The sequence below is a fragment of the Bacillus sp. 01N45 genome (genome assembly GCF_056399205.1).
In genome coordinates, this window is record NZ_JBFTQW010000025.1 from 1 (window position 1) to 24,401 (window position 24,401).

A 24,401-nucleotide genomic window follows, 5' to 3' on the forward strand; every position below is an offset into this window, starting at 1 on the left:
CCAAGATACCTCACTAATTGCTTTTGCTAACTTATGATTCTTTAACATATTCGATACTTGCAAATCCTCTATACCGATAACATCGTGGTTTTTGATGATTTCAGTTGAAATTTTGTCCAAGTAATCTTTTCTAGCATTTGATATGTATTCATGAATTCTAGCTACCTTTACTCGTTGTTTATTCCAGCGAGAAGATCCTTTCATTCTTCTAGAAACAACACGCTGTGCTTTCGCCAACTTATCTTCTAATGATCGGAAAAACTTCGGATTTTCATAGTGTGTTCGATCTGACAAAATAGCGAAATCTTTTAGTCCTACATCTATTCCAATGTAAGAATGTGTTTTCGGAAGTTCTTGTACTTCTGTTTCAACTAATAGTGACACAAAATATCTACCAGAAGAGTTCCGTCTAACTGTAGCATTTACAATACGCCCCTCTACTTCGCGACTTTTGGCAAATCGAACGAGGCCTAGTTTCGGTAACTTTATTTTATTCCCTACAACGGCAATGTTTTCATTTGTTTGTTTTGTGGTATAAGATTGTACGTTGTTCTTCTTAGATTTAAAGCGCGTATAAGCATCCACAAGGTTGCGAACAGACGACTGAATCGCAATACTATCCACTTCTTTTAGCCAAACAAGCTCTTTCTTCATGGCAGGTAGTTTGGCAGAGCATGTACCATAGGTCAAGCCTTTTCCTGTCTCTTTGTATGCTTGATCCCATAAGGATAGGAAATGATTGAATACAAAGCGAGAACACCCAATCGTTTTATTGATTAGAATTGCTTGTGCCTGATTTGGATAGATACGAAACTTATAGGCTTTATTAATCATTATTTGATTCACCTCCATTTGGTATATGACTATTATACACCAAACGTATATTCGATAGGTAGTGGCGTAACACTTTCTGTATGTCGAACAATTAAGATGGCTTCCTGCCATCCCTTGTTCGAAGCCAATTCATCTCCCACCTACTCACTGGGCTGTGACCCTTCACGCTCCTTGAGGAAGGAGTCTTCTTGGCTAAAATGATAAAAATATAGGCTAATGCCTACCTAGGGTCAACCTCTTCCTATATTTAAAAGTTCACATTTTTACCTATTATATATGTAGAAAGCAAAAAACACTTGGGGAAACCAAGCGTTTTTAAGTATCAATTAATTTATGCGTCTTCTTCTTCGCCCTCCTCTTCGTCTTCGTCTTCTTCGTCTTCTTCGTCCTCTTCGTCTTCTTCGTCGTCGTCTTCTTCGTCCTCTTCGTCTTCTTCGTCCTCTTCGTCTTCTTCGTCCTCTTCGTCTTCTTCGTCGTCGTCTTCTTCGTCCTCTTCGTCTTCTTCGTCTTCGTCGTCTTCTTCGTCCTCTTCTTCTTCTTCTTCTTCTTCTTCTTCGTCTGTAAAAGTAACTTCTGTTTCATCAAAATATTGAATTTCAACCTCTACACCATTATGCGTGCCTGATTGTATTACTTCAGCTAGAGCTTTTAGAACTTCTTGTAAATCATCACCAGGATTAACACTAAAGCCATTCTCAACATCTAGTTTTATTTTTGCTCTTTTCACATCAGCCATTTACCTAACTCCTTCCATATAGATTTATATATACTATGTTAAAAGAGTATAAAAAGATTAATATATTTGCGGAAGTTTCATTAATCGTTCTCCTTAGCGTTATTTACCAATTTTGATACCCACGGACCTTTTAATGAATGATTCGGAGTAATAATAGTGACTTTTATTTTTGGCTTTTCTATTTGCGTTAAAACGATCTCATTTAATTCCTCACTTTGTTCTTCCAGCTCCATTACATCTTGAATCTCTTTATCTTGTACTTCATCAATCATTGTAGTTTTGGTTGCTGACTTGTCTTCTAAATCTAGCAATCCGATTTTGGGTAACTCCTCTAATTCCCCTTCCTTAATAATCGCTAAATTCTCTAGCACCGAAGATTCATTTAATACAATATTTTTTTGCTGCTCATACTCTGACAATTCCCATCCCATTGGCCCTGGTGGAGAAAACACAAATTTCTCTAAATCTAAAATAGGGATTACTATCTCTTCTTGTTCTGAACTCATTTTATTTCCCCCCACTATTGCTCTTGATTTCATGATAAATATCAGAAAAATTTTGTAAAAATTCTTCCTTAGAATCTTCAAGTGCAATAATATTTTGCAATGCCCAAATATACTTTTCGTCAGACCACGAACGCTTTTGCCCTAAATAATATTTATGTGCAATTGAACAGAATAAGTGAGGAAACGATAAATCAGTCCAAAGAACACGAAATTGTTTTTCTGAAAAGGAATTTTCCGAATTATATGCACTCAACATATGAATAGCTAAATTAGTATCCCAAACTGACATTTTTTTCATTACTTTATTTAAAATAATACGTAGGTCCCTAACTGGTAAATCACTTGTAATAGAATGCAGCTCTTTCATAAACATAGCATCATCTATTTCTGTAAACCTCGCTAAGGTAAAATCTTGTTGACAAAAACTATTAGATGCAATAACTTCTTTTGTCCATTGATCATAATATGGATCATTTAGTTCTTGTAATGCTTTCTTTCCACGTGCTAACATCTTATCAACATACTCTAAAAACATAGTTGAAAATACATCATCTGGAAAGGAAAGTGCAATTCTTTTGTTTCCTTCTAACTCTTGTAATTTCCATCTGTATAATTTATGCCATTTTCCTAATCGACTCCGAATTTTACTTTCTTTCATCGGAATATATCCTTCCGATGCTTGATGGAATTTACCTGCATATATTAGTACCTTCTCTAATTGTTCTTTATTATAATAAATGACTTCTTTCCCTTGATGCTTATCATATAGTACATACGCATACTCATTAGATCCAATACAAAAGCCCCCTCTTTTTGTTTTATGAATTTTTGTAATTGGCAATCCATTTTGAAGGAGATGTAAATGTGCTCCAGCAATAAATAGCATCCTTTTGGGGTGCATTTGTGCTTGTTTTAATATTTTTAACCCTTCTTCTGTTTCAACTTCCCACATTGTTCTCCCACTTCTGCTTGATTGTAAAAAAATATTACTTATTTCAAATGGATAAAAGCTAAGAACCTTTTTTAAATATTCACTCTCTAATCCAGTTGTTTCTTCCACCTTTCATCATCCCCTTCTTAAAAGTTATAAGATTTCCCCATACACTTTCATTAAATCCATAGCAACTCGGTTCCAATTAAATTCTTTTTCAACCTTACTACGTCCATATTTCCCTAACTGTTTTCTTTTATTTTCGTTATTTAAAAGATTAATTATCTTTTCTGCATATGCATCAGGGTTTTCAAAGTCATTGACAATATATCCATTTTTTCCTTCTTCAATTACTTCAGGATTACCACCTCGATTACTCGTAATTATTGGTAAACCTGCTGCCATTGCTTCGTAATGCACCCTAGCAAGGGGCTCTTGCCACTGTGAAGAGCAAACAAAAATATCTGACATAGCATAAAGTGTTGAAATATCCTTTGGCTTAACAAATTTAATAAAGACTACATGTTCTGGAAACATCGCGCCTAAGGTATATAAGTGTTTTACATAATTATTTACATTGTTATCTCCAAACCATTTTGAACCAATAAAAACCATTACAATGTCTGGATTCTCCTCAATTATTTTAGGAAGAGCTTGTAGCAAAATATGAGGACCTTTTACTTTACTCAAGCGTCCAACAAATAAAACTATTTTTTTATTTTGTAAATTCAACTGTTCTTGCACATGACTTTTAACTTTTGTTCCATTCTCAGTCCACGAAGGATAGTACTCATTTACATCTACACCAGAATATACTGTTCTCGTCTTTGTTTTTGCAGCTTGAAAGCGCGAGGTAATTGTTTTTCCTATATAATCACTAACTGTTACAATTTTTGACACAGCTGCAATACATGCTTCTCCCTCTTCATTACTTATCTTTTCATATGCAAACATTTCATTATGCACACTTAACACGAATTTCGTCTGTGGTGCTGCCTCACGTAAAATTGTAATCCAATTTGGACGATTGCATAAATGAACTACATCATATTTTTCCTGTTTCAAATGTTTAATAACATAAGGGAGATATTCCTCTTCTGGAAACCGTATATACCTTACGCCTTTGTCTTTTTCTTCTGGTTTCAAATTTGGATCTGTTATAGAAATAACTGTCACATTTTTTCCATTTGAAGCAATAATGGAAGCAACAGAATCTATATAAATTTGAATAGCTCCACCTCGTACAGCTGGTACAGGTAGCTTTTCAGTCGAAATTATTGCTATTTTCATTAAAACGCCTCCCTGTTTCATAAAAATACAACCTTCTTCATATGTTACGAAAAAAACTTTGTGTTTGTGATTTATCGACCATTTTTTCATCCTTTATTATGAAAAAATGGTCAATAGTACTTTTTCTTCTTAAAGGCAAATGGCTAGAACAAAAATGGTCATGTACCATACAGTAATATGAGAGTATAAAAGGATGGTGATATATGTGGAGAATAACAATGAAGAAGCGGTGTATACATTATCGCCCGAAGAGGAACAAAAACTAGTAGACTTGGCAGCGACAATGATTCAACATTGGGATATTAAAGCAACTACAATCGAATTAATACAAGGTGGACAACTGGCCTTAGTATGGAAAATTCAAACTGCAGATGGACCATTTTGCTTAAAGAGAATTCATCGCCCCGAAAAAAAAGCTCTATTTTCCATTCACGCTCAAGATTATCTAGCCAACAAAGGCATGCGTGTTCCGAGCATAATCCCAAGCAAATTGAATCAGTTGTATACAAAGCACGGTCCATTTTTATTTGTTGTTTATGATTGGATTGAGGGAAGACCATTTGAGCTTACAATGCAAGAAGATCTTGAAATGATTATGAAAGGGTTAGCAGATTTCCATGTAGCCTCTATTGGCTATAAGCCCCCACCAGGCATACCTATATTTACAAAACTAGGACGTTGGCCCAATCATTACATTAAAAGATTTCAACAGATGGAGGTTTGGAAAACTTTATCCGTAACTATGCCAGATGATCCATTTTCACAGCTATATTTGGCTGAAATTGATGCGTTTATTTTAGAAGCAAAACAAACGCACCAAAGACTATTGGAATCTGAATATACTAAATGGACTGATGAATTACAAACATCCCCAAATTTATGTCATCAAGATTATGGAACAGGAAATTCCTTATTAGACCCAAGTAATCAAATTTGGGTAATTGATTTAGATACGGTTTCTTACGATTTACCTATTCGAGACTTGCGTAAAATGATTATTCCTCTATTAGATACAACTGGTGTTTGGAATGAAAACCAATTTAAAATTATGATTAACGCATATGAGTCAGTTTCTCCTTTAACAGCTGAGCAGAAGAAAATTATGTTTATTGATATGTTATTTCCATACGAATTGTATGATGTAATTCGCGAAAGATATGTTAGAAAGTCGCCTTTACTGGCTGATGAACTTGCTGGGGCTATGGAATATGAAAGGATTAAGTCAAAAGCTTTAAATATATTAATAGAGGAACTTTAATACGCAATACTAAGAGTTCTAGTGTAAAAATTACCATTATTATTAATAAAGAAAATAGTTTTGTTGCATGTGTCATTTTATAGTGGCATAGAACTTATAAATACGGTTCTGATGCAAAAAGAAAATAAAGCGCATAGATTCCTAACGGAATTGTATCTTATGCTGCAAGTCAAATTAATTACTGAATGAATTCCTTCTGATTTTGGACAGACTTATCCCGTAAGTCACCTGTTCCCTTTAACCATATGTATGGATTCTACTCCAGAAAGAATGGATGTAGATGTATCAAAATATTTTAACCCTAACATAAAGCACTGATCTTGTTCTACTATTTTATTCAAGTACTTTGTTGTCTAATTCGCATACCACTAGGTATGCTTTTTCTTTTTTCAACTGTTCGATTGCTATAGAATAAGATGGATTTTTAACAACTTTTATAATACAAAGTTTTAAAACATAAAAAAACTGCTAGGCTTTCTTGAAAAAGCGCTTTGCAGCCTGCCGGTCTCTTATTTTACTTAAATAAAAATCGCTTGTATTTCCTTTCAAATCAACAGCAAGATATAGGTACATACATTGCCCTTTTACTTTGATATATGTTTCTGTCGATTTAAAACAAAGTCGTACGGTTTTGCACCATCGGGTAAACCCTGAAGCTTTGATCAAACTGTATTTTAAAGCAACATTCACCATTTTACTGGACAACAAATTATTATTGTATGCAGACATCCACTTGTAGGAATCTACCACTTCTATTTTCCTATATGTAGGGAAAATAGAAGTGGTTTTGGTGCATACTCTATAAATATTCACATATGTATATTTGATTATAAAGGTTTTCCTCCAAACATTAATAGATATAAAATTTAGCGCGGGAAAATTATGCAGAAAGATTAAGTAGGGAGGCGTATCACATGCCTATTAAGCTAAGATATGATACTCTATGACGGGGTAGCACCAACAAAACGCGAATTTCGTACGCTAAGCGATGCGTGACGAAAATCTTCTACCCAGCGAATCCCTTGTGCAGCTCCCTCAGGTTTGTCCCACGTGGAAAATAACCTACGCTATGCGGAAAAATAAAATAAGCTGTCCATATAGACAGCTTATTTACATAATTATCGTTATTGGAGGTTATTACAACCCTCTCTTAATTTAGGGAGGGATTTTAAATATATCTTTTTTTAGTTTACTTATCTAAAATTAGTTATGAAAATCCAGCTCATTTTGTACATCTAGCAGTTTATTCTTTGTTCCTTGTCTTACTTCTATTTGTATATAAATAAAGTAAGTCCCATACAAAAACACCCCTACTTCCCATTATCTATAGGAAATCAGAGGTGTTTTTCGGTATATAAAACTTCAATTGTTATATCATCACTTATTTTTTGAATAACGGTGCTATTTTGTCAATGCGGTTTGTCCAAATTCCACCTGTATAATCGTCAGGAAGACGTTTTATATCTTCAGATGAATCAAATCCGCTTGAAAATCCAAGCCCATTCCCTCCTACAACGATAACTCGAGTATCTGCTTTATCCATTCGATTAAGAAAACGATTTGGCCATCCCCAAAGCCAAGGAGCTACTTTATCTGGTATATGTAACTCTCCATGCTTCAGGCTTGAAGGCATGTAGCCAGTCCATCCTAACGCAATATAAGTCAGAAGATCCTTTTTCATGGTTGCTTTTGACATTGTTCGTAAACTAGGGATACGCTCTCTTATCTCAGCAATTGGTTTATCACCACCATATACAGTTAGTTGCTCAAGGCGTTTTGCTGGTAGTTTCTTGAGATGAGCAGCCAATTGGATTCCTTCATTTTCATCATCACTTTTAATATGAATAAGAAAAGAACGACCTGGAAAATGGTTAAGTACTTCATCGAGTGTTGGCATAAGATTAATCCCTTTACCACGAAATGGGAACGTTTTACCCCCATCAGCTGTATAACCATAACCAATATCAAGTGCTTGTAATTCTTTTGTTGTAAAATCTCTTGTAACACCTTTTCCATTAGTACGGCAATCAAGAGTCCAGTCATGATAAACAACAAAATTTTCATCTTTAGTTGGTTGAACATCAAACTCGACTAGATCTGCTCCAGCTTTAAACGCCGCTTCCATAGATGGAATTGTATTTTCTAAATAAGAATGTTCAGGTTTATGTATACGCTCTGCTGTACATGTATCACCCTCAATCCCTTCCATACTAAATGTTTGTGAAAGTCCTCGGTGAGCAAGAAGAAGAGGCGTTCCATCCTCCCTCTTAGCAAAAAAAGAACTGTTATTTACATAAACAAATACGAATAGGATAAAAATTATCCAAGTCGTTTTACGCTTCAGTAACCTTTTTAGTTTGTTCATTGTATTCTCCTCTTAAATATTGGTTGAAATGCTTTAAACAATTTTCGGCATTTAAATACTGGTAAATGTTACAGCCTATCTTATTCTTTTGCAATGGATAGGATTGGTAATTTAATATAAATTAGGAGCGACAGAAAAGTATTTCGTAACTAGTATCCTAGCATAATTTAAAAAATGGCCCCCTCTAGATTTCTTTGGCATGCAGAATTTTAAGAATATATCCCTTCTTTGGAACTGTCTTAGTTTTGATGAACAAAAGTTCATTTTGTTTCCATTCTTAAGTTGATGGGTAAGTGGTGATCCCCCATTGTTTTAAAGCTAAGTTTTTTCACTACTCATAAAGCAAAAGAGACGTTATCCTTTCTGGGGGTATGGAAACGATTATGGAGATGAGGGCAAAAATCTCCAATTTAATTACAACTAAACAAAGAACTATTTTCAAGTTTTTTCAATCTACATAACCACTTTTTAGTACCAATTGGACCCTATTTAATTAGAAAAATAAGATATCCATTACTTAAATTTTTCTCGGAAGGCAGCTATCCCTCAAGCTATAAAAAATAGATGAGCCCTATTGTACTACAATCATCGATTCAGTTTGTATGAACTATACAGTTCTAGACTTCCATACTGTATTTAAAAAATCTAATCAAACAACAGTTGAAATATTAAGATCTACTGTTTGATTAGATTTTGGATATAGTGATAGCTATGATAATAGAAATAAATTCAATAATCACTGAACCTTCAGTAAGAATAGTTTTGAAAGGTTTCTGTGAGAATATAAACTAAATGTGTATATATGATATCCTATTATTTAAGAATCAATTTGCTATATTTTTATTATCTGATAGTATCTTAATCATATCATTGAAGAATTAGAGGCCTTCTAAATAAAAATGGATAATAAATTAACGTCATACCTACAAATGAGCAAACTAAATAATAAATAGCCTCGTATTTTATTACTAGAGAAGAGTTATTATTAAGCTTTTTTTCATCCCTTATATATATCATTTTAAATAAAGCTCTATATAATAAATAACCAACATTCGCTCCCAAGGTATTCATAAATAAATCATCAATATCTGTAATTCTATTATCTAGCAATTGACTTAACTCAATAGCCAATGAAAAAAAGAATCCAGCATATACAGTATTTTTCATTGTTCTAAACTGTGGCCAAATAGTTGGCAATAAAAAGCCTAACGGCATAAATAGTAAAATGTTCAAAACATACGTTGTAATACCTTCAGAAGCAAATGGAATCAAGTTGATTTCATTTGCACGAATCAATGTTTCATATCTTCCTATATCCCATATAGTCGCTATCTGCGTCACCTTATACACTAGCGAAAGGTAGAATAGAAAAACATACACCCATAGAAAATGACGAATAGATATATTTTTTTGCGCTTTAAAATAAAATCCAATTTGAAATACAATACAAAAAATAATAGTAAAAAAATAAGTATATAAATAACTAATCAAAACTGATGTATGCATATAAAATCTCCTAACTTTACATTTGAATCTCTACTTTATCCTGAAAAAACAGTGATTTATTAATAAAAGCAAAACCTAAGCACAATAAAAATAACAATAAAAACCCCCACCTCTTCATTTTTAGTTTCCTCCTTAAGTGAGGGACTTGATGATAATACTGCACTGTGTCAGCGCGAGAGTTTTCGGGTATGTAGCTCTTAACGATTGCTTTCTGCAGAGCGGTACGGTACGCTCCGCTCCGTTCGGTAGTGGACGTAGAAACATCCAAAACAGCAGAGTGCTCATTTGACACAAGCCGCAGCTTGTCCGCATAGTGTTACAAGTCACAAAAAAATATTTGTGTCACTCTTTTTCTACCTATCTGAGCTATTTTATTTCACGCATAACTTGTCACATTCTTCGCTGGCGAAACGAAAAAAGCTCGTTCTTACGGTTTAAGTCTACCGCATAAAAACGAGCTTTTTTTTAATATTTAATTGTTAATTTCCTAAGAAAAAGTAGAGATATCCTTAAGGTTTTCTTAAGAAACGATTTTCATTTCTTAGGAACTTCTTTTATCAACCAATTCTGGCAAGATCGGAAGATCTACCGTGAACGTTGTGAAGTTATCATTACTTTCTGCGTAAATCTGCCCCCCATGCTGAACAATTATTTCTTTTGCAATCGCCAATCCAAGTCCCGCGCCTCCCGTATCAGAAGAACGGGCATCATCTAACCTGTAAAACTTTTCAAATATGGTAGCTAGCTTATCTTTTGGGATGCTTCCGGCATTCTTGAAAACGATGGATACCACATCCCCAGAGAGGCCTGCCGTGATGTCAATGATGCTGTCGTCCTCGCTATATGCAGCGGCATTTTTCAAAATGTTGTTAAAAACCCTCGCCAACTTATCAGGGTCACCGAATACGGTCAAATCCTCGGGAGCATGGATAATCACCTGTTTTCCATTCGCGGCAAGCAGTGGATAAAATTCATCAGTCATCTGCACCAGCATATAGTATAGGTCTATATGTTTTTTCATGAGCATAATCGTTTGGAGGTTATATCGCGTAATCTCAAAAAACTCGTCGATTAGCTGTTCGAGGCGATAGGCTTTGTCCAGCGTAATATGCACATATTTTGCCTTTTGTTCCATTGGCATGTCTGGTGCCTCGTCAAGTAAGATCAGATAACCGATAACGGATGTAAGGGGCGTTTTAATATCGTGCGCCAAATACATAACCACCTCATTTTTTCTTTGTTCGGCCAGCTTTGCATCCTGCTCTCGTTTTTCCAAAGTCCGTTTTAATGCGTTGAGCTTCTGCTCCATGAACTCCATTTCCTCAGAAAGCTCAATTTGTTTATCTTCGTTCTGAATAAGTATATCAATACCAGTGTTTATCTCATCAAAGTATTTTACAAATTTTAAAAGCATGACGCGACATAGAATAAGAATACTAATAGCAACCGCCACATAAATAAAGATTTCTATATTGTTCCGTATAGTATACTGATATATTATCATCGCGTCCCAGCGCTCTAAGTGATAATTATTTTCCAAAAAACTTACGATCCACTCCCCAAGTGTCCCCTGAATAAATAGACGTAAAAACAACACAAATACAACTGCTGCCATTACAATCACAAGGATATACAGATAGAGTTTTCGTTTTAGTTTAGAATAATCAATTTTTTTATTCTTATTTTTAGGTTTCAATTTTATAGCCAATCCCCCATACCGTTTTTATATACTTTGGATTATCAATGGTGTCGTTCATTTTTTCGCGCAGATGTCGGATATGCACGGTGATGGTGTTATTGCTCTTGCTGAAATATTCTTCACCCCATATCTCATGAAATAGCTGCTCAGAGCTAACCACATTCCCCTTGTTCTCACAAAGGATGCGTAGGATAGAGAACTCAGTGGGAGTGAGGGATAACGGCTTTTCGTTCAGAAAACACTCATACGTATTTATATTAATGACAAGACCGGAGTGGACGATAACATTTTTGTTCTGTGCCGTTACCCCATTGTATTTTTTGTATCGGCGTAACTGTGCCTTGACTCGCGCAATTAACTCCAGCGGACGAAATGGCTTCGTTATATAATCATCCGCACCGATTGTTAGCCCTGTAATTTTATCTACCTCTGTATCTTTCGCCGTCAACATGATAATTGGATAGGTGTGCTTGTACCGTACTTTTTGGCAGATATCGAGGCCGCTTGCATCGGGAAGCATGATGTCCAATATAGCAAGGTCAAGATCAATCTTGTCTATACATTCCAACGCTTCTTTGGCAGTATAGTATTTGAAAACCGTATAATTCTCGTTTTTCAAGTATAGCTCAACCAGATCGGCAATTTCGCGTTCATCGTCCACAACAAGTATTTTATCACTCATAATTATCAATCCGCCTTTATAGATTTGCTTTTCTCAATCGGAATCTTTTCCAAATAACGAGCCTATCATACCTACCACTTCAAGTAAAGTCCTATCTGAGTATACAGACACAGCCGGTTACACAGAATAGATTTACTCATTTATTAGAATTTAACTTTAATCCAAGGATAAGAGTTCTATCGAACTCAAAATTAAAAGAGGTACTACCCTTATCAACATAACCAAACAAAGTGTCCTTCTAAAATGAAAAAACATGTTAATCTTTCTGTAGAATCATAGGAAGGGATGGCGTTTTTTATGTCTGTTTCTGTGTCTGACGAATTATAACTATTTGCTCAAGAGATTCAAGGTTTTTATCTCCAAATACCTTACAGAATATTGCTAGAGATATTGGGTTTGTACGACGAACCAGTAAGTACCAAACAAAAGATTTAGTAGCTTTATGTGTATGAGTGAGCCAACATGTAGCTATGACTTGTTTAACTCAGTTATCTAGCTGTTTAAAAGCATTAACAGAATTACTCGTCAGTCCTGAGGGGCTGAATCAACGGTTTAATAAAACGGCCGTCCAACTTTTACAACACCTACTCACCGAACTACTAAACAAAAAAATTGGCCTCATCTATGCCGATTCCTTCTCCATACACTTCTGTCTTCAAGCGTATTCGTATTTTAGAGCCAACTACATTCTCCTAATTAATTTAATGTATTAGATAATAATATCAATATCTAAATCATTGGTTGGATTATCAAGGGGCCGTACGCCTTATTATAAGAGGCCTTTCTATATGTTAACCTTTTCTACCGCTTTTATTTGACGATACTCAGGCTTCCACACTGCCTCAGTAGCTGCTGCGAACATTCCATCCATCATAACGCTTGCACATCCAACAATTGTTCCAATCCCTAGCTCTGGGAAAAAGAAAGCATCCACATTATCCTTGCATTTTATATACTTTTCTAAATTTTATGGAAATAAAAAGAATAAACTAACTGTAAAATTGGATGCTGGATATGGGCAATATCCCAAGGGCAATCCATTTTAGTTTCCAAGGAAACTAAAATGGATTATAATTATATTTGCACAATACATATCGTTTACAAATCCATTGTGCAAATTCTTGTATTAGCTCTTAATTAAATAAAAAAATGGAGGGCATGAAATGGAAAATTATTATGATGTAGCGGTAGTTGGCGGTGGTCCGGTTGGACTTATGACAGCATGTGAATTAGCTATTCAAGGTGTAAAAGTTGTCGTTGTAGAGAGAAGATTAAATCGGATAAGAAATTCTAGAGCACTCACACTTCACCCCCGCTCCTTAGAATTAATGGCTATGAGAGGTATTGAAAATCGATTTTTATCTAGAGGGAAGAAATCAGATACAAGCCATTTTGCTGCCCTAGATACAAGATTAAACTTTAAAAATTTAGATACTGATTTTCCATATACGCTTTTTATTCCCCAATCTATTACAGAAGAAATATTAGAAGAGCGTGCGTTAGAATTAGGTGTAGATATTAAACGTGCTCATACATTAAAAGATATAAAACAGTATGAAACATTCGTACAACTAGAAATAGAACAAGCAGAAACGATAAATAAAATAGAAGTTCCATATGTAGTAGGCGCTGATGGCGCAAGAAGTGTAGTTCGTGAGTTATCACATATACCTTTTAATGGAACAGATACAACAACTACAGCTATATTAGGCGATGTCATTTTAGAAGATGTACCAGATAACCCATTTTTTTCTACATCTAATATAAATGGGTTAATAATAATGGTACCTATTGCACCTAATGTATTTCGTTTTGCAATTGTAGATCCTAAGAATCAGACAATACCTGTTCATGTTGCTGTCACAGAAAAAGAGCTTATAGATAGTATTTATAGTATTACAGGTGAACATATTCAAATTAAAAGTCCAATATGGCTTTCTCGTTTTGGAAATGCAACCAAACTAGCAAATACTTATCAACATAAGCGTGTATTCTTGGCAGGTGATGCAGCGCATATTCATTTCCCTGCAGGAGGACAGGGTTTGAATGTAGGTTTACAAGACGCTTTTAATTTAGGATGGAAATTGGGACTCGCTGTAAAACAAAAAAAATATGAAAGCCTATTAGAAAGTTATCATATTGAACGACATGCTGTGGGAAAACAATTTTTCAAGGAAGTACAAGCACAAGAACAATTAATGATAAACTTTTCAAATGCAGGTATAGAATTAAGAGAGTTATTCTCGCATTTACTCACATACCCAGAGCTGAATAAAGATTTAGCTGAAAGAGTAAGTGGCTTAGGAGTTATATATTCCTCTATGCATACGAAAGAAAGGCATCCATTAATAGGGAAAAGATGTACAAATCTTCTTATTTCTTCTCAAAATAAGAAAACTTATACACTCTTTGAATTGATGCAAGGTGGTAAATATATTTTATTAATACATCCGTTTTATAAAGATGAAATAGATAAAATGAACATTGATTCGCACACAAAGGTGGTTCTAGGAGAAATACAGGATCCTCAGTTAAAAAATATAGATGTCATTTTAATTCGCCCCGATGGTCACATAGCTTACATTGAGTATGATGAAAGAAAAGACTGTACAGATTTGAAAATAAAATTGAATAATTTTTAAAAACTACTATTTATGTAATGTTTTTATGGCAGTTAGCTTTTGCTAACTGCTTTTTATTATTAAGTATGTTCTCATCAAAATGATGAATCCCTAACTATTAGCTCAGCTCTTTCTATCTAGAAGAGTAGTTTTTACTTTTACTTAAAATTCCTTGAAAACAATTTGAGCATAGATTTTTCACATTAAAAAAGGAGAGATTATAATCTCTTCTAATCCATACACTATATAATTAGCGAGTGAATCGACCGACAAGTTGTTCCTCAGCCATTGCTATTAGACGTTTTGTAATTTCACCACCAACAGTCCGTTTGGACGAGCGGTTGCGTCTGCACCAAGTTGTATATCAAACTCTTATGCGATTTTATATTTCATTTGATCAATTACACTTTCAGTACCACGAACTAATAATTCGTTACGGCTTCCACTATTCTTACGTATACTCGTCAAATTTCATGTCCATACTGTTTAGAGACGGTAGTCCATGCCATTCGGATTGACCTCCAGCACATGATAAATTTATAACCGTTCCTATAATTAGGAGCGGTCTTATTTCATTTCCTATAATTCTAATGATAAGAAATCATTATTTGTTCCCTTTCGATAGCTATCTATAGTCACCTTTAGAGGGAAACATATCAATTTATTAGGAGAATACCTTTTTAATATGGATAATATAGTATCATTAGATTCCTTAAAGCCACTAAAACTCTCTTAACGTTTTTAAAAATGAAGGAAGCGTCTTAAAAATGGGCATAGCGTTGTAAACCCGCATTTTTCTGATGGTACCCCATGATTATCAACTTAATAATTTTATAAAACCCCCAGGATGAAAATTTTGTGTTTCTGATAGAGGGCAACTTATTTTTTCGTTTTGGGGAAGAATGTATTTCTTAACTTGATAGCAATGTAGTGAGACCGAATATCCGTCAAACTAAACAAAGCAAGATGAATTTTTCATTGTAAATTAAAACGAAATTTCGTTTTTGGTGGTACTCTATGTCCCACTCTGACAGTGTTTACAGTACCCGTGTGTCCTTTCTGCATAGAAGAAAGCTGCAATCCCCAGTGTTATCCCCAAAAATAAAAAGTAGAACCCAGTGCAGGAGAATTTCCCCCATGGTTGTATCATAGCAAGTACTCCAGGGATAGAGATAATACATAGACTGCTCGAAACTAACACATATTTTTGAAAGATAGAATTGAAGATTGAACTACCCCTACTTTCACTTCGTTTAGAAGTGAGGGATTCCTAAGTAAAGAGTTCTATCGAACTCTAATTGATTAGGCTAACCCCGCAGTCCTTGCGGTTAGAAGCCTTATCGCTTCATTYTTTAGATTRATACTTGCGTTAATATCCCTATCATGGTGTGTACRACAAGAAGGACAGTCCCATTCACGTAGGTTTAGATTTTTAACGTCTTTATTTTGATATCCACAACAAGAACATAATTGGCTGGAAGCAAATGTTTTCGATACGACAATGACTTGTTTGCCATACCATTTTGCTTTGTATTCTAACATGGMTCGAAATTGCRACCAAGATACCTCACTAATTGCTTTTGCTAACTTATGATTCTTTAACATATTCGATACTTGCAAATCCTCTATACCGATAACATCGTGGTTTTTGATGATTTCAGTTGAAATTTTGTCCAAGTAATCTTTTCTAGYATTTGATATGTATTCATGAATTCTAGCTACCTTTACTCGTTGTTTATTCCAGCGAGAAGATCCTTTCATTCTTCTAGAAAGAACACGCTGTGCTTTTGCCAACTTATCTTCTAATGATCGGAAAAACTTCGGATTTTCATAGTGTGTTCCATCTGACAAAATAGCGAAATCTTTTAGTCCTACATCTATTCCAATATAAGAACTTGTTTTCGGAAGTTCTTGTACTTCAGTTTCAACTAACAATGACACAAAGTATCTGCCAGAAGGGTTACGTCTAACCGTAGCATTTACAATACGCCCCTCTACTTCGCGACTTTTGGCAAATCGAACAAGGCCTAGTTTCGGCAACTTTATTTTGTTCCCTACAACGGCAATGTTTTCATTTGTTTGTTTTGTGGTATAAGATTGTACGTTGTTATTCTTAGATTTAAAACGCGGTGCGCTGTTTTGTTTTTTGAAAAAGCGCGTATAAGCATCCGCAAGGTTGCGAACAGACGACTGAATCGCAATACTATCCACTTCTTTTAACCAAACAAGCTCTTTCTTCATGGCAGGTAGTTTGGCAGAGCATGTACCATAGGTCAAGCCTTTTCCTGTCTCTTTGTATGCGTGATCCCATAAGGATAGGAAATGATTGAATACAAAGCGAGAACACCCAATCGTTTTGTTGATTAGAATTGCTTGTGCCTGATTTGGATAGATACGAAACTTATAGGCTTTATTAATCATTATTTAATTCACCTCCATTTCGGTATATGACTATTATACACCAAACATATATTCGGTAGGTAGTGGAGTAACACTTTCTGTATGTCGAACAATTAAGATGGCTTCCTGCCATCCCTTGTTCGAAGCCAATTCATCTCCCACCTACTCACTGGGCTGTAACCCTTCATGCTCCTTGAGGAAGGAGTCTTCTTGGCTAAAATGATAGAAACCGTAAAGATTAGAAATCCTTACGGTTTTTATTTGGATTATTTACATGCGTATTCGGATTTATATAGTTATTCTGAATCACTATATTTTTAAAAATTTAACTTCATTAGATTTATTTAATTGTAGCCTCCACTTTTATTTGTTCTTTTTGAGTATTGTTATCTATAGCTATATATATTTTTTCAATTTTATAGACGGTATTTCTTGGCAATAATAATTCGTATTGCCCTGGATACGCAGTCAAATCATCTGAATTCATATACGCACCATGAGTCCCAGAACCTACCTTAAATTCTGTCATAACTGGTCTTGTTTTGGCATATCCGGCATCAATAAGTATAGAAGTGCTTATATATCCAAATTCTGTTATTGTTTTTCCTTGCAATTTTTTTTGTATTTCCTTGAATTTCTCCCTATCAACCTTGCCATTTTTTATTATGGAATTATCATACTCCTTTCCAAAAATCCATGCATCATCCCCCCGATACACTTTTATATTGTCATTCACTTTTGCCTCTTTTCTGTTTAATGCTTTATCTAAGGATTCAATTTTTTTCTTCATTGTAGGATCAGAATCTAATTTACCCACATGCGTTCTTAAGAATTCATTATACGGCCTTGCATTTTTTGTATAATCTCTTATGGCAGATTTCTCTTCTTTGCTCCACTTACTAAATTGTTTTTTTCCCCAAGCATCAGCTTCTTCTTTGTTTGTACACAGCTTATATTTGTCTACATTATTACAGTCCTTGGGCTTTGACGGTATATTTCCTATATATTTTGATGTAGATTGAAACGTCACATTATCGTTTGGCTCAGTCATCGCAAATGTAGATGTAGTACCACCAAATACAGTTAAACCTAATGATAGAATAGTAGCTATAGCTAGACTTTGTTTTTTCATATTAATACTCCTCTTATTCTGTATTTTTAAAAATTAAAGGTTTCCATACCAAAGAAACAAACTTATTTATTGAACATCACTTCTTAATTTGTTTGTATCAAATCTCAGAGTCCTTGATTATTTCCTGTTTAATTTTTTTGATTCTGCCAAACTATAAAGAACCCTATAGTAAGATGTATCCATTCTCCACAATTATGTTTATATAGATACGTAAAGCCATCATAACTATGAACTTTTACAAATGGATAACACAGTTATAAAACAAAAGAAAAATATTATTATAAAAATAGGATTCATTTCAAAGAATAAACAAACTCATAAGAACTCGTATCTTAATAGTTATTCCTACAATTTATCCCTGGTTATTTATTGTATATAAAGTGAAGTACGCATTGTATTGAATGGGAAATTAATAGAGGTTTTTTGATATTCAAATGTCCCCTGTTGATGCCCAGATGCATCCCATTTATAATACCAACCAACAATTGGTTTGCCCCCAATTACAGTTGATCCAATACTCTTTACTGCTGAACCATTCATTTTTGCAATTGGATTTTGTCCATATCCAATTTCTTTGGTGTAAATATATAGGTAACTTCCCCCATGGTTTCTTGTTGTACTAAAGCTATTAGTATTGATTGTCTCTACCCCACCTTGCTCAGACTCTACTTGTACAACGTTTAATGAAGATAATGGTGCTGCAGGACCAGCAGATGCCTCTGTTGCCATTCCTAAACCTAAAAATGTAGTAATTGCTAACGATGAAATCCCTAATGCTACTTTTTTAAACATAATAAGATCCCTTCCCTCCATTTATTGTATATCATCACAAACATAACTTTATTTCCTAAATATGTAAATCTCTTGAGGTTGTAGAAATATAAAATAGAATATTCTGTTTTATATTTCTACAGCTTTATCAACACAGGAGATAGGATTTTCACCTTTTTACGTAGATTGTATTATAGGCATGTCTAATTGTTCATCCTTTACTATTCTGTGGGATTAGGTTATCAAATTAATAAATTTAACAATTTATTTTCAAGATATTTATTAACTAGAGTATTATCAATGAAAGAACCATTATAGGGATACGGAAACAATTCTAGGTATGAGGTGTCACTATTGGCATTTATTAAAAATAAAAAAAGAACTTTATTCAAGTTCTTTTAACCAATGAGACTAGGTGGTCTAGCTCACACCTCTAATTTGACATATTTCTTTATTGTAAATTCTCTTTTTCCTTTTAATCCATTACAGTGTGTATTTATAGGCATACCGCCAACATTTTAACGAGAATATAAGCTAAGCAAAATTTCACATAAGAAAACGTTACTTTATATCTTATTCCTATAAGAAATCACAGTGTGCAACCCAATCATTTGTTTTACTATTTTTAGCAAAATAAATTCCGCCACCATGAATAATCTTTAAATGTGCTTTTGGATCATCTGTTATTTGAAAAATAAATTCATAATCCGCGGGCCATTGGATACCGGATTGGGCAAAGCAAGCATAGCCCCCTAATTTATGTATATAATGATTTTCTTCAAAAATATCCTCGTAATAGTCAATCTCAATTGTGTTCTCAAGTTCTAAAATTCTATCCTGTATGTTGTTAGGAAAATCTTCAGTATCCCATTGTGGAAATTCATCAACTACTAACTTTGGTATTAAGGGGAAAGGCTTTAGAGTTGGAAAAGTAAGTGACATCTCATTCGGCACTAGTTCCTCTATAGAATCATATTCTCTAATACAAAAATTTCCTGATAAGTTGGATAAGTCTTTTGCAAAGTTTGGAGAAAGAAACACTGCGATGGCTTTCGTGTCTTTTACTGCTTCAGGAACAAAAGGTATTTGAGTTAAATTAAGCATCATGATCGCATACATCTTTTCTTGATAGCGGTCGATTGGGTAAGTTTCATTTGGTAATGAATAGGGAATCTTTCCAATCCAACTTTCATTTATAGATAAATCAGGTCTTTTTCCTCCTGTTTGAAAAAGAGTTGCTTTTTTTCTTAGGATATTCTTTATTTGAACTATTTCCAAAGTATTTCTCCTCCTAAATTTATATTTTGTTTTCTCTGTATTTCAATTAATAAGTATATTGTATCAATAATGTGTGTTTTTTGTTATAACGATTCTTTTGAAAGGTGCGGTTAGCAGCAATTTTACGAGTCAGAATCAAATTTGCTTAATCTTTTTTAATGGATTCTTTTTAGTGCTAAGTTACTAAGGATTTTCAGAGTATTTATAATCCAACTTTATTTTATCCCATATTTTTATCAATTGATTGGCAGGGAAATCTGTATATGTTAAAATTCGAATAGAAAATATTACCATCTAATGATTTGACAGCTGTTTTTCATGAGTAAGATTTTATAGTTCTTAATAAACTAGGAGGCTTAAAAATGAAACTTTTAGGAAAAGTAGCTATTATTGGAGCATTAACTATTGGAGGAAGTGTATTTTCCTATACTGCAGGAAGCATTACACCTGCTTCTGCTGAATCTCAATTTATACAAAAAACATCACCGGTTTTCGATGACTGGCAATGGCAAAACTATTTTTTACTTCATCATAATGCTGACTTCTTACAAGAATTAGCTGTTGGTGATTTAAAACATGGAGATACTTTGGACATTAAAATTTATACAGGTAGTAAAGATAAAGGTATTGTAAAGATATATCGATTAAGTGAAGATGAGAATGAAGTAGTAAATATGCAAAGATATAAAACAATTTATGATACTGGTACTGAGCATAATTATGGTAGATTTGTAACACCTATTACATCAGTTTATGAGCCAGGATCATATGTAGCTGTTATGAAACTTGGAGAAAATTATTATTACGGTGGCAGCTTTAAAATTAAAAAATAATAGAAGTTAATTTCACTAATGATAATATTTTTGATATGATCAATGTATAATAAAAACATAACTCATGTAATAGTCTAGGCGGTATACTTGACCAACGGCCGCTTAGCTAATGAGTTATACCCCTTAGAAAAGGTACCTTGCAGCAGGGGTACCTTTTCTTTTATTTTCAGTACTAAATTATTTTAAATAGAAGCTATATAGCTAAAAAGTAAAATGATTAAATTGTAATTGAAGTGAAATATGTATCCCATATGAATATTTTTAAATATTAGAAAGAAAATCATTTGAGCGATAGCCGGTATCCCAATGATAGTTAAACATTGTATCCAATTATAGTTATACGTAGAGAGATGGAGTAACCCAAATGAGCTTCCAGACAATATTAAAGAGGCTGTAATTGAAGATATGGGGCTTATTATGAAGGAGCGTATGATCTTATGCCAAAAGAACAATATAGATACAAACATAATGTTCTCTCCGATTAATTGAATTGCAATCCCAGGTGTTTCGTAAAGCAAATTAGTAATTCCTTCATTCCCAATAGGATTAGATGTTCCTTTGAATGTTGTAAAAGAAATTAGTACGGCTAAAAATAACAACATAATAGCATAAATAATGAAAGCAAGGAAAAAAGAAATTTTTAGTTGCTGGAAAGTGATTTTTTTAGAAAACAAAAACCTTTGATCCCTCATTATAAATAGGAAAACTAATGAAATAGGAAAAGAAAAATAAACAGATTTAATTATGTATTGCATCAGTATATCTAATTCATTTATATAATTAAGCATGAATGATGGAAAAGGTATGTAAACAGTAATAATACAAAATATGATAAGTATTAGAAACTGCAGATACGTTTTAGTTTGCACTAAGCAATCTAAATATGTGTTGGCAGCACTTAATACGTTTAAGGTCTGCTTAAACTCTTTAAAAACTGCGTTCATAACACTCCTCCATTTGTATAAAAGTAAATGTATTTAATCCATCATCTTATATGCCATTCTTCCCTAATTGTGTTAAATGTAATCTGATCTCTACACACATTTTAAAACTTCACGTACCGTATTTATTAATTATATTTAAAATATAATCACCAAAGGGATTTCTATGCCAAAAGAAAAAGCATCCCTCTGGATGCCTCACTTATCCTATTTATTAATTAAAAACAGTTTTATCATGATGCTATAGGGGTAGCGTCACATGCCCATCAAGTTAATCAAGTAATTTACTAGGTAAGAAATAATCCTTGTTTCAAAACTAGCAAGTGATAAAAAAGTAGGCATGCTAAATAAGCCTATTAAAACGCGATTTTTTCGCTAGGCAGCTTGTCTATGCTTCACCGTCATTTTATACACAATCCCTAGAATATCGAAGACGGTCATCTTCTTATACCTATGACATTTACGACCGTTCTTTTTGAGCAGCTGATAAAGGCGATGCAGAATTTTTAAAAGTTCTTCTTTCTGTGCCAACGGCTATCGCTTGAAACAGGAACGGAAAGTAATCTTTAATCATATAAATCGCTTTGTATTCACTCAGCTCCTGCTTTTTCTTTTCAAGTAGAAACTGTCGCATTTGAAACATTGTAGAAGAACAGAGGAGAATGCCGATGAGTTGTCCATATAAATGGCACTCTAGGCGTTCTCTTTTTATATTTTTACATTCATCAATTTCAAAGAATGACTTCCACGTTTTAAACAAAATTTCAATCTGCCAACGAAGTGAATATAATGAATGCACATAGTTCGTCGGTACTTCTTCTAGCGACGTGTTCGTGATAGATACATTCATGCCCATTAAAAGTTTACTTTTATCCTTCATGACAATGCCTTTCTTCTTTTCACGTATCGCTTGGTTTTTCAGACGTGTTTGCGTTTGATCATCGGTTAAACGATGGATAATAACATGTGCTGGAAGCTTCTGGTTTTGGCCAATGTATGCCTCAGGGATTTCCATCGTTTCACTAGGGATTAGACCAGACATCATTTGTGTCATATCAAGCTGGATGTATTCTGTTTGCTTTTTTAATGTACCATTGTTGAAGTATTCTGGTTCAGGGTTCTTAATATAAATGCGTGTATTCAACTTCAACCGCGAGATATAGTAAGCCTTTTTATCATGAATGGTTTGTAAGTCTCCTAAATCGAAGTAACCAAGATCACGTAAACACAAATCGCCCGCCTCTACGGTTTCAAGACAGATGGTACCGTATGCTTTATCATTATTCTTTCCTGGTCCAAGCTGCACGTTAAGAAATTGGCCACTAAGTAAATCATATTCCATGTGATTTTAACCTTAAGTTTTCCGTAAGGGGAAGCATAAGATTGCTGAAAATAGTTCTATTCTCAGCGAAACTAATAGGATTTTTGTCAATAAATAACCCATAAACTTGCCGTGTGTTTTATCAAGCTAAGTTCATGTAACGTCAATGATGAGCAAGATTGTTTCTTTTTGTTGATGCTTCTAAACAACTACATAACTGAGTTAAAGAGGGTTTAGCGAGATATACACATAAAGCAACTAAATCTTTTTTTGGGTACTTACTGGTTCGTTGCACAGACCCAACATTCCTAGCAATATCTCATAAGATAATTGGAGATAAGAATCTTTGAATTTCTTGAGCAAATAGTTGTAATTCATCAGATACAGAAATAGACATACAAAAACACTGTCATTGGATCATCACAAAACACACAATAGTAAAGGTATAGCATATTATATAATGATAAACAAATTTTATGTAAGGTAATTATATATATTCCTATAATAAAGTATACCCGTAGAAGGTAGTTACATGTTTGACAAAAACGAAATACTTCAAGCTAATGCATTGAATCCAAATCTAATTGGCCCTACACTTCCACCAATTCCACCATTTACTCTACCAACAGGCCCAACGGGAGGGACAGGCCCAACAGGAGTAACAGGAGTAACAGGAGCAACAGGAGTAACAGGAGTAACAGGAGTAACAGGAGCAACAGGCCCAACGGGAGTAACAGGAGCAACAGGCCCAACGGGAGCAACAGGAGTAACAGGCCCAACAGGAGTAACAGGAGCAACAGGCCCAACAGGAGTAACAGGCCCAACAGGAGCAACAGGCCCAACAGGAGTAACAGGCCCAACAGGAGCAACAGGCCCAACAGGAGTAACAGAAGGTTGTCTTTGTGATTGCTGTGTTTTACCTATGCAGAATGTTTTACAACAACTTATTGGGGAAACAGTGCTTCTTGGTACTATTGCAGACGCACCAAATGTCCCCCCACTTTTCTTTTTATTTACTATTACTTCTGTAAATGATTTTTTAGTTACAGTTACAGATGGTATCACATCCTTTGTAGTCAATATTTCTGATGTAACAGGGGTAGGTTTTTTACCGCCAGGACCATCTATAACATTACTTCCACCTGTAGATTTAGGGTGCGAATGTGATTGTCGCGAACGACCAATTAGGGAATTACTAGATACGCTTATTGGTTCTACAGTGAATCTTTTAGCAAGTACTGGTTCTACTGCAGCAGATTTTAACGTGGAACAAACAGGTCTTGGTATAGTTCTAGGT

General features: G+C 34.3%; 19 protein-coding genes and 4 pseudogenes. 5 read left to right on the forward strand and 18 right to left on the reverse strand.

What is annotated here, in order from left to right; all coding sequences use genetic code 11:
- The 5 genes from tnpB (AC1DMU_RS28870) to AC1DMU_RS28890 form a co-directional block, all read right to left on the reverse strand.
- Nucleotides 1–834, reverse strand: an 834-nt coding sequence (tnpB, locus tag AC1DMU_RS28870; RefSeq protein ID WP_476941682.1) for an IS200/IS605 family element RNA-guided endonuclease TnpB, incomplete at its 3' end; no start/stop codon positions are given.
- 331 nt (nt 835–1,165) lie between these two features.
- Complete coding sequence (locus AC1DMU_RS28875; protein WP_476941683.1) at nt 1,166–1,570, reverse strand: hypothetical protein; 405 nt, start codon at nt 1,568–1,570, stop codon at nt 1,166–1,168.
- Nucleotides 1,571–1,650: 80 nt separating this feature from the next.
- Nucleotides 1,651–2,076, reverse strand: a complete 426-nt coding sequence (locus AC1DMU_RS28880) for a hypothetical protein (RefSeq protein WP_098023326.1) — start codon at nt 2,074–2,076, stop codon at nt 1,651–1,653.
- Between the two features lies 1 nt (nt 2,077).
- The gene (gene cotS, locus AC1DMU_RS28885) at nt 2,078–3,136 is read right to left on the reverse strand and encodes a spore coat putative kinase CotS (RefSeq protein WP_097797292.1); all 1,059 of its coding nucleotides are present in this window, start codon (nt 3,134–3,136) and stop codon (nt 2,078–2,080) included.
- 24 nt (nt 3,137–3,160) lie between these two features.
- Nucleotides 3,161–4,297 carry a glycosyltransferase family 4 protein gene (locus AC1DMU_RS28890; protein ID WP_097863179.1) on the reverse strand — a complete coding sequence of 379 codons (1,137 nt, stop codon included), beginning with the start codon at nt 4,295–4,297 and terminating at the stop codon, nt 3,161–3,163.
- A gap of 193 nt (nt 4,298–4,490) precedes the next feature.
- Between AC1DMU_RS28890 and AC1DMU_RS28895 the strand changes: the two genes are divergently transcribed.
- Nucleotides 4,491–5,555 (forward strand): CotS family spore coat protein, encoded by a 1,065-nt coding sequence (locus AC1DMU_RS28895; protein WP_097797290.1) that lies wholly within the window; start codon nt 4,491–4,493, stop codon nt 5,553–5,555.
- A gap of 178 nt (nt 5,556–5,733) precedes the next feature.
- On the opposite strand, the pseudogene AC1DMU_RS28900 reads toward AC1DMU_RS28895, so the two are convergent.
- From AC1DMU_RS28900 to vanR-A, 5 genes and pseudogenes are all read right to left on the reverse strand, one after another.
- A pseudogene (locus tag AC1DMU_RS28900) lies at nt 5,734–6,332 on the reverse strand (DDE-type integrase/transposase/recombinase).
- Between the two features lie 604 nt (nt 6,333–6,936).
- Complete coding sequence (locus AC1DMU_RS28905; RefSeq protein ID WP_097797289.1) at nt 6,937–7,920, reverse strand: glycerophosphodiester phosphodiesterase family protein; 984 nt, start codon at nt 7,918–7,920, stop codon at nt 6,937–6,939.
- An 867-nt stretch (nt 7,921–8,787) separates the two neighbouring features.
- Nucleotides 8,788–9,426 (reverse strand): VanZ family protein, encoded by a 639-nt coding sequence (locus AC1DMU_RS28910; protein WP_098281113.1) that lies wholly within the window; start codon nt 9,424–9,426, stop codon nt 8,788–8,790.
- Nucleotides 9,427–9,967: 541 nt separating this feature from the next.
- A complete protein-coding gene (gene vanS / locus AC1DMU_RS28915; protein WP_097797287.1) occupies nt 9,968–11,122 on the reverse strand; it encodes a vancomycin resistance histidine kinase VanS in 1,155 nt (384 codons plus the stop codon).
- A complete protein-coding gene (vanR-A, locus tag AC1DMU_RS28920) occupies nt 11,112–11,807 on the reverse strand; it encodes a vancomycin resistance response regulator transcription factor VanR-A (protein ID WP_097797286.1) in 696 nt (231 codons plus the stop codon). Before vanR-A ends, vanS begins: the two co-directional genes overlap by 11 nt.
- Nucleotides 11,808–12,149: 342 nt before the next feature.
- On the opposite strand from vanR-A, the pseudogene AC1DMU_RS28925 reads away from it, so the two are divergent.
- Nucleotides 12,150–12,497 (forward strand): annotated as a pseudogene (locus AC1DMU_RS28925) (IS4 family transposase); the annotation flags it as partial.
- 94 nt (nt 12,498–12,591) lie between these two features.
- Here AC1DMU_RS28925 and AC1DMU_RS28930 read toward each other — a convergent pair.
- Nucleotides 12,592–12,741 carry a hypothetical protein gene (locus AC1DMU_RS28930; RefSeq protein WP_168409700.1) on the reverse strand — a complete coding sequence of 50 codons (150 nt, stop codon included), beginning with the start codon at nt 12,739–12,741 and terminating at the stop codon, nt 12,592–12,594.
- Between the two features lie 229 nt (nt 12,742–12,970).
- Here AC1DMU_RS28930 and AC1DMU_RS28935 point away from each other — a divergent pair, with 229 nt between their 5' ends.
- Entirely contained in the window at nt 12,971–14,449 is a 1,479-nt protein-coding gene (locus tag AC1DMU_RS28935) for an FAD-dependent oxidoreductase (protein ID WP_215559229.1), read from the forward strand.
- A 229-nt stretch (nt 14,450–14,678) separates the two neighbouring features.
- Here AC1DMU_RS28935 and AC1DMU_RS28940 read toward each other — a convergent pair.
- The 5 genes and pseudogenes from AC1DMU_RS28940 to AC1DMU_RS28960 all read right to left on the reverse strand — a co-directional run bounded on the left by AC1DMU_RS28940 (nt 14,679) and on the right by AC1DMU_RS28960 (nt 20,009).
- A pseudogene (locus AC1DMU_RS28940) lies at nt 14,679–14,887 on the reverse strand (small, acid-soluble spore protein, alpha/beta type).
- 843 nt (nt 14,888–15,730) lie between these two features.
- Entirely contained in the window at nt 15,731–16,849 is a 1,119-nt protein-coding gene (tnpB, locus tag AC1DMU_RS28945; protein ID WP_476941684.1) for an IS200/IS605 family element RNA-guided endonuclease TnpB, read from the reverse strand.
- Nucleotides 16,850–17,168: 319 nt separating this feature from the next.
- Nucleotides 17,169–17,960 (reverse strand): ADP-ribosyltransferase, encoded by a 792-nt coding sequence (locus tag AC1DMU_RS28950; protein ID WP_215559231.1) that lies wholly within the window; start codon nt 17,958–17,960, stop codon nt 17,169–17,171.
- A gap of 366 nt (nt 17,961–18,326) precedes the next feature.
- On the reverse strand, nt 18,327–18,752 hold the full coding sequence (locus AC1DMU_RS28955) for a DUF4879 domain-containing protein (RefSeq protein ID WP_097890916.1): 426 nt from the start codon (nt 18,750–18,752) through the stop codon (nt 18,327–18,329).
- Nucleotides 18,753–19,310: 558 nt separating this feature from the next.
- Nucleotides 19,311–20,009 (reverse strand): DUF1963 domain-containing protein, encoded by a 699-nt coding sequence (locus AC1DMU_RS28960; RefSeq protein ID WP_215559232.1) that lies wholly within the window; start codon nt 20,007–20,009, stop codon nt 19,311–19,313.
- A 362-nt stretch (nt 20,010–20,371) separates the two neighbouring features.
- Between AC1DMU_RS28960 and AC1DMU_RS28965 the strand changes: the two genes are divergently transcribed.
- Complete coding sequence (locus AC1DMU_RS28965; RefSeq protein ID WP_088063464.1) at nt 20,372–20,842, forward strand: DUF5065 family protein; 471 nt, start codon at nt 20,372–20,374, stop codon at nt 20,840–20,842.
- A 182-nt stretch (nt 20,843–21,024) separates the two neighbouring features.
- On the opposite strand, the gene AC1DMU_RS28970 is transcribed toward AC1DMU_RS28965, so the two are convergent.
- Together AC1DMU_RS28970 and AC1DMU_RS28975 are read right to left on the reverse strand one after the other, a co-directional pair.
- Nucleotides 21,025–21,786, reverse strand: a complete 762-nt coding sequence (locus AC1DMU_RS28970; protein WP_215559233.1) for a hypothetical protein — start codon at nt 21,784–21,786, stop codon at nt 21,025–21,027.
- 372 nt (nt 21,787–22,158) lie between these two features.
- Nucleotides 22,159–23,501, reverse strand: a pseudogene (locus AC1DMU_RS28975) (IS4 family transposase).
- A 135-nt stretch (nt 23,502–23,636) separates the two neighbouring features.
- Between AC1DMU_RS28975 and AC1DMU_RS28980 the strand changes: the two are divergent.
- On the forward strand, nt 23,637–24,401 hold a 765-nt coding region (locus AC1DMU_RS28980), incomplete at its 3' end, for a collagen-like triple helix repeat-containing protein (RefSeq protein ID WP_476941685.1).